This window comes from Pseudomonas sp. LP_7_YM (assembly GCF_004364435.1).
Taxonomy (GTDB): Bacteria; Pseudomonadota; Gammaproteobacteria; order Pseudomonadales; family Pseudomonadaceae; genus Aquipseudomonas.
The window spans coordinates 222,874-237,963 of the sequence record NZ_SOCT01000005.1 but is presented as its reverse complement, the minus strand read 5'-3'; the positions used below and the strand labels follow the sequence as shown (position 1 = coordinate 237,963).

Below are 15,090 nucleotides of genomic sequence, written 5' to 3'. Positions count from 1 at the left end.
AGGCATAAAAAAACCGCCCCGAAAGGCGGTTTCTTTATGCAGACCCGTAATTACAACTTCGGCCCCGCAGCCTTGATCGCGTCGCTCACTTCGAACTTCTTGAAGTTCTCGATGAACAGACCGGCCAGCGCCTTCGCCGCTTCGTCGTACGCTGCTTTGTCAGCCCAGGTGTTACGTGGGTTGAGCAGTGCGGTGTCGACACCCGGAACCGATGTCGGCACTTCCAGGTTGACAGTGTCCAGGTGCTCGGTTTCTGCACCGATCAGCGCGCCGCTCTGGATGGCTGCGATGACGCCACGGGTGGTCGGGATGTTGAAGCGCTTGCCGACGCCGTAGCCGCCGCCGGTCCAACCGGTGTTAACCAGGTAGACCTTCGAGCCAAAGCCACGGATGCGCTTGATCAGCAGCTCAGCGTACTCACCCGCCGGGCGCGGGAAGAACGGTGCGCCGAAGCAGGTCGAGAAGGTCGACTTGATGCCGCTGCCCGAGCCCATTTCAGTCGATCCCACCAGTGCGGTGTAGCCCGACAGGAAGTGGTAGGCCGCTTGTTCCTCGCTGAGGATCGAGACTGGCGGCAGAACGCCGGTCAGGTCGCAAGTCAGGAAGATCACAGCGTTCGGTTCGCCACCGAAGTTTTTCTCGGAACGCTTTTCAACGTGCTCCAGCGGGTAGGCTGCGCGGCTGTTCTGGGTCAGGCTGCCATCGGCATAGTCGGCATGACCAGACGCGTCCAAGACTACGTTCTCCAGAACGGCGCCGTGCTTGATGGCCTTCCAGATAACAGGCTCGTTCTTCTCCGACAGGTCGATGCATTTGGCATAGCAACCGCCTTCGATGTTGAACACAACACCTTCGCCCCAGCCGTGTTCGTCGTCACCGATCAGGTAACGGCTTTCGTCTGCGGACAGGGTGGTCTTGCCTGTGCCGGACAGACCGAAGAACAGGGTCACATCGCCCTCTTCACCGATGTTGGCAGCGCAGTGCATCGGAAGTACGTCAGCGGCAGGCAGCAGGAAGTTCTGCACCGAGAACATGGCTTTCTTCATTTCACCGGCGTAACGCATGCCAGCGATCAGCACTTTTTTCTGTGCGAAATTGATGATGACGCAGCCGTCGGAATTGGTGCCGTCGCGCTCAGGCTCGCAGACGAAATTGGCAACGTTCAGGACCTGCCATTCCTGGCGATCAGCAGGATTGTACTGGGCCGGGTTGATGAACAGGCAAAGACCGAACAGGTTCTGCCAGGCAGTCTGGGTGGTCATCTTGACCGGCAGGTAGTGGTCTGCGGCAGAGCCTACGTGAACGTGGGAAACGAAGTGTTCCTGAGCGTTGTTGAACGCTTCTACACGGGCCCACAGGGCGTCGAACTTGTCAGCCGGGAATTTACGGTTGATCGGGCCCCAGGCAATTGCGGCCTGAGTGGTCGGCTCATCGACGATGAAACGGTCTACCGGCGAACGACCGGTACGATGGCCGGTTTCGACGACGAGTGCGCCGGTATCGGACAGTACGCCTTCTTCGCGTTTGAGGGCTTCTTTAACCAGTTCGTCGACACTGAGATCGGTGTAAACGGCATTGTTGGCTTGCGTCATGAGATTCCCCGTCGGCCCGCTGGCCGAGTGCTCCAAACGTTTTGTAGTAGAAAAACGCAAACTACTACAGCTGAAAAGTGGGCAGGATTATGCCAGAAACGCCTGAAAAAGGTAGGGGCCAACTGTCAGAACTACATAATGTAGAACCAGCCCCGCCGGGGAGAAACCATTCAGCCCGGCGCTGGCACTACATCAATGACGGGTGTTCGAGGGGGTGTCGATCCCGCCGCCGGCAAACAGCTGAACCACATCGGCAGCGTCGAAAAGGTAGCGCTGGTTGCAGAATTGACAATCGATCTCGACGGCACCGTTATGCTCGATCACTAATTGCTGCGCATCCTCCAGGCCAAGGCTGATCAAGGCGTTTGCGGAGCGCTCGCGCGAGCAACTGCAACGGAACACCAACGGCTGAACGTCGAACATGCGAACGGCGTCCTCATGGAAGAGACGGTGCAGCACGGTTTCGTTGTTCAAGCTCAGCAGTTCTTCGGCGGTCAGGGTATCGACCAGGGTGTTGACGTGCTGCCAGCTGGCTTCGCGATCTTCCGGATCGGTCAGACGTGCGGGAGGCAATTGCTGGAGCAGCAGGCCGCGAGCGCGCTTGCCGTCGGCCTTGATCCAGAAGCGCGTAGGCAATTGCTCGGACATCACGAAGTAACTCGACAGGCACGCCGAAAGGTCGACCCCGTCCAACCCCACAATACCTTGATAGCGTTTGCCACGACGCGGATCGATGGTCATGGTCAAATCGCCATCGGGCATCAGCTCTTGCAAGCTGGCAGCCGGAGTAATGAGGCTCTCGTCGTAACGTGCAATGCCGCGTATCTCCCGCTCGCTGGAGCATTCAACCATCAGCAAGGAAACCGGACCCAGTGAGCGCGCCTGCAGCACCAGCAGACCGTCGAATTTCAGAGTGCCCACCAACAACGCCGCAGCGGCGAGCATTTCGCCGAGCAATTTCGCCACCGGCTCAGGGTATGGGTGTTTGGCCAGCACCTCGGCGTAGCTGCGCTCGAGCGCCACCAGCTCGCCGCGTACGTCGCTCTCGTCGAAGATGAAACGCTGGGTGTAATCAATATCCGGAAAATCATGCATAGGAAAGTATCTGAGGTAATGACAAAGTGATGACAAGCGCTTATAAAGCGCGGTTTAGCACCGACGGGTGCACTGCCATGCCGATGGGGGCATCTTATGGACTATCCCGCCTTGTTCCAACCCAAGTGGAACATCAAAAAATTCCTGCTGTGTAATCTGGTGGCGCTCGCGCTGCTGCTATTGTGGATCTGGCCTGCGGGCCATGCCGCCTTTACGCAATTCGACGAGTGGTTTTTCCACCTGCTAAACAGGCCGTTGGAACAGAGCAAGTTGTGGCTCTGGACCTGGACGATTGCCAGTATGCGTCCCTTCGATATCGTCGTCGGGTTGATCCTGTTGATGCTTTTGATCAAAGGCAATTGGGTGTTCAGAGCGGTACAAACCCGTGCTGCCTTGATCGGTTTCGTACTGACGCTGCTCCTGCTGCTGGTCATCCGGACGGTGTTCTCCAAGATCATCGATCACACCTCGCTGCAGCATGACAGTGCGTCGATGGTGATTCCGGATGCCATCAAGCTCAGCGAGATTTTCCCGACGCTGGAAGATAAATGGCAGCTCAAGGATCGTTCGAGCCAGAGCTTCCCGGGGGACCACGCATCCGTTCTGCTGATCTGGGCGATGTTCATGAGCGTGTACAGCCGCACCGTCGGCCAGCGCGTCGTTATCTGGGGTCTGGCATTTCTGTTCATGATGCCGCGTCTGGTGGCGGGGGCTCACTGGGGGCAGGATGACTATATCGGTGGCGTGATGATTGCCTTGCTTGCACTGGCCTGGAGTTGCTACACGCCATTCGTGGCTGTGGTCACCCGCTTCCTGCTGCGGATGACCGCGCCGGTTTTCAACCTGTTCGCCAAGGTACCGCTGCTCAATTGCCTGAGTGTCATGGAACCGGGCTCACGCGAATAACGGCAAGCGAGCACAGCAGAACCACTCAATCATCCGCCGAGTGGAACTGAAACAATTGCCGACGCTGTTTCTTGGTCGGCTTGCCATCGGTGCTCACGCCCAGGCTGCCGGCCTTGCGCATCTCGGCGGCCTGCTCGCGTTTTGCCAGGCTTTGCGGAGTTTCGCTGTACAGCAACTGCGCCTCTGGAGCGCCGCGGCGCACGATGGACAGCGCCTGAACCACCACCGTGCGCTCATCGAACCCTGCGCGAATCTGCAATGGGTCGCCAACGCGCGGCTCCTTGCCAGGCTTGCAACGCTCTCCCCGGCAATGCACCTTGCCGCTTTCGATAGCGGCCTTGGCCAACGCGCGGGTCTTGAAGAAGCGCGCAGCCCACAACCATTTATCCAGGCGAACCTTGTCTTCTTCGTCTGACTTCTGTGACATCTGAATTCCTCAATCTGGTAACAGTCAGAACTGTACTACGCGACGTCGGGCACGCAGTTATCCCAACCGTCGTTTACACTGCCAGCCAAGATAGACGACGCCGATCCTGGAGCACTACGTGACAGACTTTCCCACTTCATTGACTGGCGGGTGCGAAGGCTGCAAAAACAGCCCGGAACTGGATTTTCATTTCGATTTCGCTTATCAGCCCATCGTCGATCTGCGCAGTCGCTCTGTCTTTGCCCATGAAGCTTTGGTTCGCGGAGTGAACGGCGAAGGTGCGGAGTCAATCCTGAGTCGGGTCGGTGACCATAATCGCTATCGTTTTGATCAATTGTGCCGAACGCGGGCGATTTCAACAGCAGCCAGTCTGAATATGGGCGAGCACTTGTCGATCAACTTCCTGCCCAATGCCGTCTATCGCCCGCAATTGTGCATACGCAGCACCCTGGAAGCCGCACGCACGCACAACTTCCCGTTGGAACGCCTGATTTTCGAAACCGTGGAAACCGAGCACATAGGCAGCAATCACCATCTGACCCATATTCTGCGCGAGTACCGCGAATTCGGCTTCAAGACGGCCATTGACGACTTCGGCGCCGGGTATTCCGGGTTGGCTCTACTCGCTGACTTCCAGCCAGACCTGATCAAGCTGGACATGGCGCTGGTGCGTAACGTGCACCGTGATCGCGCGCGCCAGGCCATCGTTCGGGGGGTTGTCGCAATGTGTACAGAGTTGGGCATTGCAGTGATCGCCGAAGGTATCGAGCATGCCGAAGAGCGCGACTTTCTTGCCGACTGTGGCATCTATCTGATGCAGGGTTACTGGTTCGCCAAACCGGCATTCAAGTCACTGGCCCAGGTTGATCCGGGCGTCTGGCAGAACGCGTAAAAGTACGGTATCGCTTTGAAAACATTCGACCATTTGACAGTCATCGGCCTCCGCGAATGGGTGGCGCTTCCCAACCTGGGAGTCGCGGGGCTGCGTGCAAAGATCGACACAGGCGCCAGTACCTCTAGCCTGCACGCCACCGAAATCCAACCCTTTGAACGCGATGGCGAGAAATGGGTGCGTTTCAATGCGCACTTGGGCACGGTCGTGCAACTGCGTCACCGTCGATGCGAAGCCCTGTTGGTCGCGATGAAGACCATCAAGAGCTCCAATGGCCATGCGCAGGTGCGCTATGTGATTCGCACCACCCTGGCACTGGGAGACCGGGTCTGGCCAGTGGAATTTACCCTGGCCTGTCGCAAGGCCATGCGTTACCGGTTGTTATTGGGTTCCAAAGCCTTGATTGACGGCCATTTGGTGGTCAATCCGGGCATTACTTACGTTCAGGACAAGCCGGTCTATCCGGCTTCAATTTCCCTTGCCACAGGTGTTGCATGAAGATCGCTGTGCTTTCGCGAAACCCGCGTCTGTATTCAACTCGTCGTCTGGTCGAAGCTGGCATTCAGCGTGGCCACGAGGTCGTAGTGATCGATACCCTGCGCGCCTATATGAACATCGCCAGTCATAAGCCGCAGATCCACTATCGAGGAAAACCCCTGGAAGGCTTCGACGCGGTGATCCCGCGTATTGGCGCTTCTGTGACCTTTTATGGCTGCGCCGTGTTGCGCCAGTTCGAGATGATGGGGGTCTTCCCGCTCAACGAATCAGTGGCCATCGCCCGCTCCCGGGACAAACTGCGTTCGCTGCAGCTGTTGTCGCGGCGCGGGATCGGCCTGCCGGTGACGGGCTTCGCCCACTCACCCGATGATATTCCCGATCTGATCCAAATGGTTAACGGCGCACCGCTGGTGATCAAGGTTCTGGAAGGTACCCAAGGTATCGGCGTTGTACTCTGCGAGACGGCAACGGCAGCAGAATCCGTGATCGAAGCCTTCATGGGCCTCAAGCAGGACATCATGGTGCAGGAATATATTAAGGAAGCAGGCGGTGCGGATATCCGATGTTTCGTAGTGGGCGACAAGGTTATCGCCTCGATGATGCGTCAGGCCAAGCCCGGCGAATTCCGCTCCAACCTGCACCGGGGCGGTACGGCCAGCCTGATCAAGATCACCCCGGAAGAACGCATGACCGCCATTCGCGCGGCCAAGGTCATGGGCCTGAGCGTCGCAGGTGTGGACATCCTGCGCTCCAACCACGGCCCGTTAGTGATGGAGGTGAACTCCTCACCAGGGCTGGAGGGCATAGAGGCGACGACCGGCAAGGATGTGGCAGGCATGATCATTCAGTACATCGAGAAAAACGGCGGCCCGCACATGACGCGGACGAAGGGTAAGGGGTGATGACTCCGTCCTATGGACGCTCGAGCGCTCTGGCGCAATGTTCGACGCTGCTTCCCGGTAGGCCAAAACACCTGTAGTAGACGTCGGAGGCTCCGACAATGATGAACGCGGTTTGTTAGCAGATTTTCTTCTGACTCACCGCGCTCGCCAGCAAGCCGGCTCCTGCAAATGATCTGCCTTGGCCGAGCGGCTGATCAATCTGCATCCCTGGGCAACATCAATCCCAACGGTAATCGCACACGTGCTTCGAGCCCGCCACCTGAACGGTTGCGCAACTCGACGTTACCGCCATGCATGGACGCAATGCGCTTGACGATGGCAAGGCCCAGGCCGGTGCCTTTGCCGCTGCGGGCGCGGTCGCCGCGAATGAAAGGGTTGAAAATGCCTTCCAGCTCCGCCGGATCAATGCCCATGCCACGGTCCAGCACGCTAAGCACCACATAAGGCGCGCCGCTGTCACCGGAAACGTAGGCCGCGACTTCGACGCCGTCGCCCGCATGGTGCATCGCATTGCCGATCAGGTTATTAAGCAGGCGTTTCATGGAGACGCGCCGCAGCGCAAATGGCGGAATCGACTCCAGGCACAGACGCACCTGTTCAACGGGACTGTTGTAGGGCGCCACTACCTCATGAACCAGTTCGACCAGATCGACTTCTTCAACCTCTTCGTCACGTCCGTCGCGGATGAACGCCAGAAACTGATCGAGGATGGCGTCCATGTCCTCGATATCGCGCACCATGCCTTCCATGAATTCGTTGTTGGCAGGCATCAGTTCCAACGACAGGCGCAATCGCGTCAACGGCGTACGCAGGTCATGTGAAACCCCCGCCAGCATCAATTCCCGCTCCTGCCCTGCTTGCTCGACGTCTTCTGCCATCTGGTTGAAGGCACGATAAACCTCGGTCATCTCGCTGGGGGTATCACTGACCGGCAGGCGTACGCTACGCCCCTGCCCAAGCTGACGGGCGGCGAAAACCAGACGTTTGAGGGGCCGGTTGAGCTGACTGACGAAGATCCATGCCGACGCCGTGGACAGCAAACCGATGGCCAGGAACCAACCCAGAACGCTCCAGATTTTCTGCCCGCGCAAAGGATGGGGGTAAAGAGGGACTTTCAGCCAGCCATCGCCCAGGCTTGGCGCGCGCACCCACAAGGCAGGAGGTGCATGGACACGCAGCCGCACCTCGGTGTCGGCACCGAGTTCAGCCTGCATCTGCCGCTGGTAGATTTCCGAGTACGGCCAGTGCTGCTCGCCTTCCGGGACCCCGCCGCCCACCACCCGAATCAGCCCCGCCGCATCAGCGATGGTCTGCCTGTCACTCTCATCCGCTGCCCAATAAGCCCGCAACGTCAACGCAACCCCATGGCTGTATTGACGATCGACCAGCACGTCTTCGTTCATCAGCAGGTAAACCAGGGTCAATGCCTTGGAAAACAGCACGACGATAAGCACCAGCCATAGCGTGCGGGAGAAAAAGCTTTGCGGGAACCAGAGCGGTGTCTTCATAACAGCAGCTACACACTTTGCAGGAGCGAGCCAGGCTCGCGAGATTCGTCGAGGGCAAGAGACGGCAAAACCAGCCACCCGAGACCCTCCTTTTCAGGAGTTGCGGGTGACTGGTCAGCATAAACGGGCGTGCAATGCGCCCGACTGGCAGTCTGTTAACCTGCTTACTGCTTGCCGGCACCGTCCGGCACGAACACATAACCCACACCCCATACAGTCTGGATGTAGCGCGGCTTGGCGGCGTCGACTTCGATCAGACGACGCAAACGGGAAATCTGTACGTCGATGGAGCGCTCCAGTGCGTCCCATTCGCGCCCGCGGGCCAGATTCATCAGCTTGTCGCGGGTGAGGGGTTCCCGTGCGTGCATGACCAAGGCCTTGAGTACAGCGAACTCACCCGTGGTGAGCATATGCACCTGATCACCCTTCTTGAGCTCGCGGGTGGCCAGAGACAGCTCGTACTCACCGAACGTAACGGTTTCATCTTCGCTGGCAGGTGCGCCGGGTACAGGCGCGGCCTGACGACGCAGGACCGCCTTGACACGGGCCATCAATTCATCAGGGTTGAACGGTTTGGCCAGGTAGTCGTCGGCACCCAGTTCAAGCCCTTTGATGCGGCTCAGCTCATCGCCCTTGGCGGTCAGCATGATGATCGGCACCTGGTTGTTCGCAGCACGCAGCCTGCTGCAGGCGGACAGGCCGTCTTCGCCGGGCAGCATCAGGTCCAGCACGACGAGGTGAAAGACTTCACGAGCCAGCAGCCGGTCCATGTGCTCCACATTGGGCACGGCACGGGCGCGATAACCCTTGCTGGTGAAAAAGCGTTCTAACAGGCTGCTCAGGCCCGGGTCATCGTCAACGATGAGGATTTTCTCGCCTTCAGCCGTTTGTGCAGTGCTGCTCATTGGATGCTCCTTTGATCTCGGCGCGCATTATGGCGCAGCTGCTGTGATGTGCACCGTGTGCATTGTTAGCAGATTTTTCCTGAACCGACACTGGTGCTCTGCCCAAGGGTCTGCGCACGTTCTTCCTTGGGTCTGACCTGCCTGTTTGCAGCCCCTGACAGGGCGATCCCCTAATCCGGGCTCACTGGGTATAATGCGCCGCCCTCAAGATCAGGCACCTCGCGCTCCAGGCGGTCCGCCAGCAGCCGGATTTTTTGCACACACATTTGTCAGGTGGTTTTATGGACAGCATCAACAGCCGCATCGCCGAGGAACTCGGCGTCCGCCCGCAACAGGTCGAAGCGGCCGTCGCGCTACTGGATGAAGGCTCAACCGTGCCGTTCATCGCTCGCTACCGCAAAGAAGTGACTGGCAGCCTCGATGACACGCAATTGCGTCATCTGGAAGAGCGCCTGCGCTACCTGCGCGAGCTCGATGAGCGCCGCATCAGCATCCTTGCCAACATCGAAGAGCAAGGCAAGCTGACCCCGGAACTGGCGCGCGACATCAAGCTCGCCGACACCAAGACTCGCCTCGAAGACTTGTACCTGCCTTATAAACAGAAGCGCCGCACCAAGGGCCAGATCGCCCTGGAGGCGGGTCTTGGCGAGCTGGCGGACGCGCTGTTCAACGACCCGAGCCTTACGCCTGAAGCTGAAGCTGCGCGCTTCGTCGACGCCGAAAAAGGCTTCGCCGAGATCAAGGCGGTGCTCGAAGCGGCCAAATACATCCTGATGGAGCGTTTCGCCGAAGACGCCACGCTGCTGGAAAAAATGCGCAGCTTCCTCAAGCAGGAAGCCGTGATCAGCGCGCGGGTCGTGGCCGGCAGGGAAGAAGAAGGCGCCAAGTTCCGCGACTACTTCGAACATGACGAACCGCTGAAGAGCATGCCATCCCATCGAGCCCTGGCGATTTTCCGTGGCCGCAACGAAGGTATTCTCAGCTCTGCGCTGAAAGTTGGCGAAGAACTGCCCGGCACGTTACACCCGTGCGAAATGATGATCAGCGAGCGATTCGGTCTGCAGAATCAGAACCGTTCGGCAGACAAATGGCTGGCAGAAGTGGTGCGCTGGACCTGGAAGGTCAAACTGTATTCGCACCTCGAAACCGACCTGCTGGGCGAACTGCGCGATGGCGCGGAAACCGAAGCGATCAACGTCTTTGCCCACAACCTGCATGACCTGTTGCTGGCGGCCCCCGCTGGCCCGCGCGCGACATTGGGTCTGGACCCGGGCCTGCGCACCGGCTGCAAGGTGGCCGTGGTCGATGCGACCGGCAAGCTGCTCGATTACGCCACGGTGTACCCGCACGTGCCGAAAAACCAGTGGGATCAGACCATCGCTGTGCTCGCGGCGCTTTGCGCCAAGCATTCGGTCGATCTGATTGCCATCGGCAACGGTACCGCCAGCCGCGAAACCGACAAGCTGGCTGCCGAGCTGATCAAAAAATATCCAGGTCTGAAAATGACCAAGGTCATGGTGTCCGAAGCCGGCGCGTCGGTTTACTCGGCCTCGGAATTGGCGGCCAAGGAATTCCCGGATCTGGACGTATCGATTCGCGGCGCGGTTTCCATCGCGCGCCGCTTGCAGGATCCGCTGGCGGAACTGGTGAAGATCGACCCCAAGTCCATCGGTGTCGGCCAGTATCAGCACGACGTGTCTCAGCTCAAGCTGGCGCGCGGGCTGGACGCCGTGGTCGAGGACTGCGTGAACGCGGTAGGCGTTGACGTGAATACCGCTTCGGTTGCCCTGCTGGCGCGCATCTCGGGCCTGAATACCACGCTGGCGCAGAATATCGTCACCCACCGCGACGAGAATGGCGCCTTCAAGACCCGCGCCTCGTTGAAGAAAGTCTCACGCCTTGGCGAAAAAACCTTCGAACAGGCCGCAGGCTTCCTGCGCGTGATGAACGGTGACAACCCGCTGGATTCCTCCGCCGTGCACCCGGAAGCCTATCCGCTGGTACAGCGCATCGCCGCTGAAACCGAACGTGATATTCGCTCCCTGATCGGTGATGCCAGCTTTCTCAAGCGCCTTGATCCGAAGAAATTCACTGACGAAACGTTTGGTCTGCCGACCGTGACCGACATCCTTCAAGAGCTTGAAAAACCGGGCCGCGACCCACGTCCGGAGTTCAAGACCGCCGAGTTCCAGGACGGCGTCGAAGACCTCAAGGACCTGCAATTGGGCATGATCCTCGAAGGCGTCGTGACCAACGTGACCAACTTCGGTGCTTTCGTCGATATTGGCGTGCATCAGGATGGTTTGGTGCATATCTCTGCGCTTTCGGAGAAATTCATCAAGGATCCGCGCGAAGCGGTGAAAGCCGGCGACGTGGTCAAGGTCAAGGTCATGGAAGTCGACATCCCGCGCAAACGCGTCGGTCTGTCGATGCGCATGAGTGACACACCGGGCGAGAAGATCGACGGCGCACGCGGAGCACGTCCTGGCTCAGCCCCTCGCCAGCAACAAAGCAGTGCGCCACGCAAGGAAACCGCGACTGCCGCCCCGGCGAACAACGCCATGGCCTCGCTGTTCGCCAATGCCAAGCAACTGAAGAAACGCTGATGGATATCCCGGACGATCTTAAGCAAAGCGCTTACTTCAAGACCCTGGGTTGCCGCATCGTGCGGCTGAGCGAGAAAGGTGTCGCCGAAGTGGCACTGGCGCTGGAACCGCATCTGCGCAACCGCGGCAATGTGATGCATGGCGGAGCCCTGTTCAGTCTGGTTGATATTGCAATGGGGCTGGCCTGTTCCAGCGCCCACGGCTTCGACAAGCAAAGCGTGACGGTCGAGTGCAAGATCAACTACATGCGTGGCGTGGCGGATGGCGAAGTCACCTGTGTCGCAACAGTGCTGCACGCCGGTCGTCGCACGCTGGTGGTGGAGGCTGCCGTACATCAGGCCGATAAACTCGTCGCTAAAGCACAAGGCACGTTCGCGATCATCTAGCTGTCCGATGGCGATATGAGTTAATTTCGGCACTGTGTATCAGTGTCGAAATCAACTGATTTTCCTTGTGGGAATGATCAGCGCGACATGCATCGGCGTTAGGATCAAAAACGAGGCGAAAACGCCAGTTCCTTTCTTCACCCTTGTAGAGCGCCATATCGCCCCCATATAGGGCCGACTGACGCGTGAAGGAATCCAACTTGAGCGAACTTCTCAATCGCCGCCTGGCTCTGCTTGGCGAGCACTCTCACCTCTCCCTTCTGGAGAAGTGCTTGCACGGCATCGAGCGCGAGTGCCTGCGCGTTACAGGCGAGGGCCGGCTGGCTCAGACACCGCACCCTGAATCCCTGGGTTCTGCGCTGACCAACGAGCAGATCACCACCGATTATTCCGAGTCTTTGCTGGAGTTCATCACCCCAGCGCTGACCAACCCTGCCGACACGCTGGAGAGCCTGGAGAAAATCCATCGCTTTGCTTACAGCAAGCTGGGCAATGAATACATCTGGAGCCCTTCAATGCCGTGCCCGCTGCCGGCTGAAGAAGACATCCCGATCGCCTATTACGGCACCTCGAACATCGGCAAACTCAAGTACGTGTACCGTCAGGGCCTGGCGCTGCGTTACGGCAAGACCATGCAGTGCATTGCCGGGATCCATTACAACTTCTCGCTACCCGAAGCTATCTGGCCGGTGCTCAAGCAGACCGTGGACTTTGATGGCAGCGATCGTGATTTCCAGTCTGAAAGCTACATCGGCCTGATCCGTAACTTCCGTCGCTACAGCTGGCTGCTGATGTACCTGTTTGGCGCCTCCCCCGCGCTGGACGCAAGCTTCCTGCGCGGTCGCTCGCATCAGCTGGAGCAGTTCGATGCGGACACGCTGTATCTGCCTTACGCCACCAGCCTGCGCATGAGCGATCTGGGCTACCAGAGCAACGCTCAGGCCGATCTGACGCCGTGCTACAACGACTTGCTGGCCTACACCGACAGCCTGCGCAAAGCGGTAGCAACGCCTTACGCGCCTTACGTCGAAATCGGTACGCACAAGGACGGCGAGTGGATTCAGCTCAATACCAACGTGCTGCAGATCGAAAACGAGTACTACTCGACGATCAGGCCAAAGCGCGTCACCTATTCCGGCGAGCGTCCGATTCAGGCCTTGGTGGCCCGCGGCGTGCAGTACGTCGAAGTGCGTTGCCTGGACATCAACCCGTTCCTGCCAGTGGGTATCGATCTGCAGCAGTCGCGCTTCATCGACGCGTTCATTCTGTTCTGCGCGCTACAGGAAAGCCCGCAACTGGCCGATTGCGAATGCGGCAACGCCAGTGGCAACTTCCTGACCGTGGTCAAGGAAGGTCGTCGTCCAGGGCTGCAATTGAGCCGCAACACCTCGACCATTGACCTGAAAGTCTGGGCGAATGAGCTACTGGACAAGATCGAACCGATCATTGCGCTGTTGGACAAAAGCCAGGGCATCGATGAGCACGCCAAATCGCTGGCCGCTCAGCGTGCGAAAGTGGCAGATGCATCGCTGACGCCATCGGCACAGGTGCTGGCCGCCATGACGGAACACAAGGAAGGCTTCACAGCCTTCTCGCTGCGTCAGTCACAAGTGCATGCCGACACTTTCCGCAGCCAGCCGCTGAGCGCCGAAGACCAGAACGACTTCGAAACCCGGGCACGCGTCTCCCTGAGCGAACAATCGGACCTGGAACGGACCGAAGAGCCAGTGGATTTCGATATCTTCGTCGGGGCCTATCAGGCGAGCATTCTGGCGATCAGTAACTGACACAAGGCTTTTGAGCGCGTTGCGGGAGCGAATTCATTCGCGATTGGCCGGTACATCCGCAGCATCTCTACCGGATATACCGCCGCCTCGCGAATAAATTCGCTCTTGCAGGGAATCCCCGCGAACCGAAAATAACCCCTTGGCCCAAACCCGGGCCCGGCGCGGTTTGGCTTAAATCGCCTTCTCGAAAATCTTCGAATTACGCTGATAGTTGTACAGTGAGGCACGGGCGCTTGGCAGGCGGTCGACGCTGCTCGGCTCGAAGCCACGTTCGCGGAACCAGTGCGCAGTGCGAGTGGTAAGCACGAACAAGGTCTTCAGGCCCTGCGCCCGCGCCCGTTCTTCGATGCGTTCGAGCAACTCGTCGCCGCGCCCGCCATGGCGGTACTCAGGGTTTACCGCCAGACACGCCAGCTCACCCGTCTCGGAATCGGCAATCGGATACAACGCTGCACAGGCGATGATCAACCCTTCGCGCTCCACCACGCTGAACTGCTCGATTTCGCGCTCAAGCACTTCGCGGGAACGGCGCACCAGAATGCCCTGCTCTTCCAGTGGCGTGATCAGATCGATCAAACCGCCCACGTCGCCAATCGAGGCCTCGCGCACCAGTTCGAATTGCTCCTGCGCCACCAGGGTTCCGCCACCGGCACGGGTGAACAGCTCGGAGAGCAGCGCGCCATCTTCGGCATAGCTGACGATATGACTGCGCGCAACGCCGCCGCGACAGGCCTGAGCGGCCGCATCCAGCAGTTCCGCCTGGTAATTGCTGCCCAGACGCTGAAGGTGCGCGGGGACCTGCTGTGGGCGCAGCTCGCGTACCAGACGACCCTGCTCGTCCATCAAGCCGGATTCGGCGCCGAACAGCAGCAGCTTTTCCGCACCCAGATCAATCGCAGCGCGGGTCGCGACGTCTTCGCAGGCGAGGTTGAAAATCTCACCGGTCGGCGAATAACCCAGCGGCGACAGCAACACGATCGAACGCTCGTCGAGCAGGCGGTTGATACCCTTGCGGTCGATCCGGCGCACTTCGCCGGTGTGTTGGTAATCAACGCCTTCAAGCACACCAATTGGCCGTGCCGTGACGAAGTTACCGCTGGTCACCCGCAGGCGTGAGCCCTGCATGGGCGAGGCAGCCATGTCCATCGACAGGCGCGCCTCAATGGCGATGCGCAGTGCGCCCACGGCGTCGATCACGCACTCAAGCGTCGCAAAGTCGGTCACGCGCATGTCGCGATGAAAGTGCGGCGTCAGGCCACGTGCTTCCAGACGGCTCTCGATTTGTGGCCGCGAGCCATGAACCAGCACCAGACGCACACCCAGACTGTGCAACAGCACAAGGTCATGCACGATGTTGCCGAAATTAGGGTGATCGATACCGTCGCCCGGAAGCATCACGACGAAGGTGCAATCGCGGTGGGCATTGATGTAGGGAGACGCGTGGCGGAGCCAATTGACGTAATCGGGCATATCCGGATGAGCCTGTAAAAAAGAGGGACGAAGGGTAGAAACACTCACGACGGCATGAGTTTTATCGTCGGAACAGGCATCGCAACACGCGTACTCTCCTTCTGGATGGGCGCTGA

The 15,090-nt window shown here is 59.1% G+C and carries 13 protein-coding genes; 7 read left to right on the top strand and 6 right to left on the bottom strand.

What is annotated here, in order from left to right; translation table 11 throughout:
• Positions 1-50: 50 nt before the first annotated feature.
• Together EC915_RS14995 and hslO are read right to left on the bottom strand one after the other, a co-directional pair.
• Positions 51-1,592 (bottom strand): phosphoenolpyruvate carboxykinase, encoded by a 1,542-nt coding sequence (locus EC915_RS14995; RefSeq protein ID WP_133751317.1) that lies wholly within the window; start codon positions 1,590-1,592, stop codon positions 51-53.
• A gap of 192 nt (positions 1,593-1,784) precedes the next feature.
• A complete protein-coding gene (hslO, locus tag EC915_RS14990; protein WP_133751316.1) occupies positions 1,785-2,687 on the bottom strand; it encodes an Hsp33 family molecular chaperone HslO in 903 nt (300 codons plus the stop codon).
• A gap of 96 nt (positions 2,688-2,783) precedes the next feature.
• Here hslO and EC915_RS14985 point away from each other — a divergent pair, with 96 nt between their 5' ends.
• Positions 2,784-3,593 (top strand): phosphatase PAP2 family protein, encoded by an 810-nt coding sequence (locus tag EC915_RS14985; RefSeq protein ID WP_133751315.1) that lies wholly within the window; start codon positions 2,784-2,786, stop codon positions 3,591-3,593.
• Between the two features lie 25 nt (positions 3,594-3,618).
• On the opposite strand, the gene EC915_RS14980 is transcribed toward EC915_RS14985, so the two are convergent.
• Positions 3,619-4,020: an RNA-binding S4 domain-containing protein gene (locus tag EC915_RS14980; protein ID WP_133751314.1), complete on the bottom strand. Its 402-nt coding sequence runs from the start codon at positions 4,018-4,020 to the stop codon at positions 3,619-3,621.
• Positions 4,021-4,138: 118 nt separating this feature from the next.
• Between EC915_RS14980 and EC915_RS14975 the strand changes: the two genes are divergently transcribed.
• From EC915_RS14975 to rimK, 3 genes are read left to right on the top strand one after another with little or no spacing between them, the layout of a single operon-like run.
• On the top strand, positions 4,139-4,912 hold the full coding sequence (locus EC915_RS14975; RefSeq protein WP_133751313.1) for an EAL domain-containing protein: 774 nt from the start codon (positions 4,139-4,141) through the stop codon (positions 4,910-4,912).
• A 42-nt stretch (positions 4,913-4,954) separates the two neighbouring features.
• Positions 4,955-5,410 carry an ATP-dependent zinc protease gene (locus EC915_RS14970; RefSeq protein ID WP_177413379.1) on the top strand — a complete coding sequence of 152 codons (456 nt, stop codon included), beginning with the start codon at positions 4,955-4,957 and terminating at the stop codon, positions 5,408-5,410.
• Positions 5,407-6,312 (top strand): 30S ribosomal protein S6--L-glutamate ligase, encoded by a 906-nt coding sequence (rimK, locus tag EC915_RS14965; RefSeq protein WP_093465889.1) that lies wholly within the window; start codon positions 5,407-5,409, stop codon positions 6,310-6,312. Before EC915_RS14970 ends, rimK begins: the two co-directional genes overlap by 4 nt.
• A gap of 194 nt (positions 6,313-6,506) precedes the next feature.
• Here the strand turns inward: rimK and EC915_RS14960 are convergent, their stop codons facing one another.
• Positions 6,507-7,820 carry an ATP-binding protein gene (locus EC915_RS14960; RefSeq protein ID WP_133751311.1) on the bottom strand — a complete coding sequence of 438 codons (1,314 nt, stop codon included), beginning with the start codon at positions 7,818-7,820 and terminating at the stop codon, positions 6,507-6,509.
• A 164-nt stretch (positions 7,821-7,984) separates the two neighbouring features.
• The gene (gene ompR, locus EC915_RS14955; RefSeq protein ID WP_133751310.1) at positions 7,985-8,725 is read right to left on the bottom strand and encodes a two-component system response regulator OmpR; all 741 of its coding nucleotides are present in this window, start codon (positions 8,723-8,725) and stop codon (positions 7,985-7,987) included.
• 281 nt (positions 8,726-9,006) lie between these two features.
• On the opposite strand from ompR, the gene EC915_RS14950 reads away from it, so the two are divergent.
• The 3 genes from EC915_RS14950 to gshA all read left to right on the top strand — a co-directional run bounded on the left by EC915_RS14950 (position 9,007) and on the right by gshA (position 13,504).
• On the top strand, positions 9,007-11,331 hold the full coding sequence (locus tag EC915_RS14950; RefSeq protein ID WP_133751309.1) for a Tex family protein: 2,325 nt from the start codon (positions 9,007-9,009) through the stop codon (positions 11,329-11,331).
• On the top strand, positions 11,331-11,717 hold the full coding sequence (locus EC915_RS14945) for a PaaI family thioesterase (RefSeq protein WP_133751308.1): 387 nt from the start codon (positions 11,331-11,333) through the stop codon (positions 11,715-11,717). Before EC915_RS14950 ends, EC915_RS14945 begins: the two co-directional genes overlap by 1 nt.
• A 200-nt stretch (positions 11,718-11,917) precedes the next feature.
• Positions 11,918-13,504 carry a glutamate--cysteine ligase gene (gene gshA / locus EC915_RS14940; RefSeq protein WP_133751307.1) on the top strand — a complete coding sequence of 529 codons (1,587 nt, stop codon included), beginning with the start codon at positions 11,918-11,920 and terminating at the stop codon, positions 13,502-13,504.
• Positions 13,505-13,675: 171 nt separating this feature from the next.
• Here gshA and argA read toward each other — a convergent pair whose 3' ends face one another.
• On the bottom strand, positions 13,676-14,974 hold the full coding sequence (gene argA, locus EC915_RS14935; protein WP_133751306.1) for an amino-acid N-acetyltransferase: 1,299 nt from the start codon (positions 14,972-14,974) through the stop codon (positions 13,676-13,678).
• Positions 14,975-15,090: the final 116 nt, after the last annotated feature.

Excerpts from the sequence above, each read along its gene's own strand:
- EC915_RS14995 (WP_133751317.1), bottom strand. The coding sequence starts at position 1,592 with ATGACGCAAGCCAACAATGCCGTTTACACCGATCTCAGTGTCGACGAA.
- rimK (WP_093465889.1), top strand. The coding sequence starts at position 5,407 with ATGAAGATCGCTGTGCTTTCGCGAAACCCGCGTCTGTATTCAACTCGT.
- ompR (WP_133751310.1), bottom strand. The coding sequence starts at position 8,725 with ATGAGCAGCACTGCACAAACGGCTGAAGGCGAGAAAATCCTCATCGTT.
- hslO (WP_133751316.1), bottom strand. The coding sequence starts at position 2,687 with ATGCATGATTTTCCGGATATTGATTACACCCAGCGTTTCATCTTCGAC.
- EC915_RS14980 (WP_133751314.1), bottom strand. The coding sequence starts at position 4,020 with ATGTCACAGAAGTCAGACGAAGAAGACAAGGTTCGCCTGGATAAATGG.
- EC915_RS14950 (WP_133751309.1), top strand. The coding sequence starts at position 9,007 with ATGGACAGCATCAACAGCCGCATCGCCGAGGAACTCGGCGTCCGCCCG.
- EC915_RS14985 (WP_133751315.1), top strand. The coding sequence starts at position 2,784 with ATGGACTATCCCGCCTTGTTCCAACCCAAGTGGAACATCAAAAAATTC.
- EC915_RS14960 (WP_133751311.1), bottom strand. The coding sequence starts at position 7,820 with ATGAAGACACCGCTCTGGTTCCCGCAAAGCTTTTTCTCCCGCACGCTA.
- EC915_RS14945 (WP_133751308.1), top strand. The coding sequence starts at position 11,331 with ATGGATATCCCGGACGATCTTAAGCAAAGCGCTTACTTCAAGACCCTG.
- argA (WP_133751306.1), bottom strand. The coding sequence starts at position 14,974 with ATGCCCGATTACGTCAATTGGCTCCGCCACGCGTCTCCCTACATCAAT.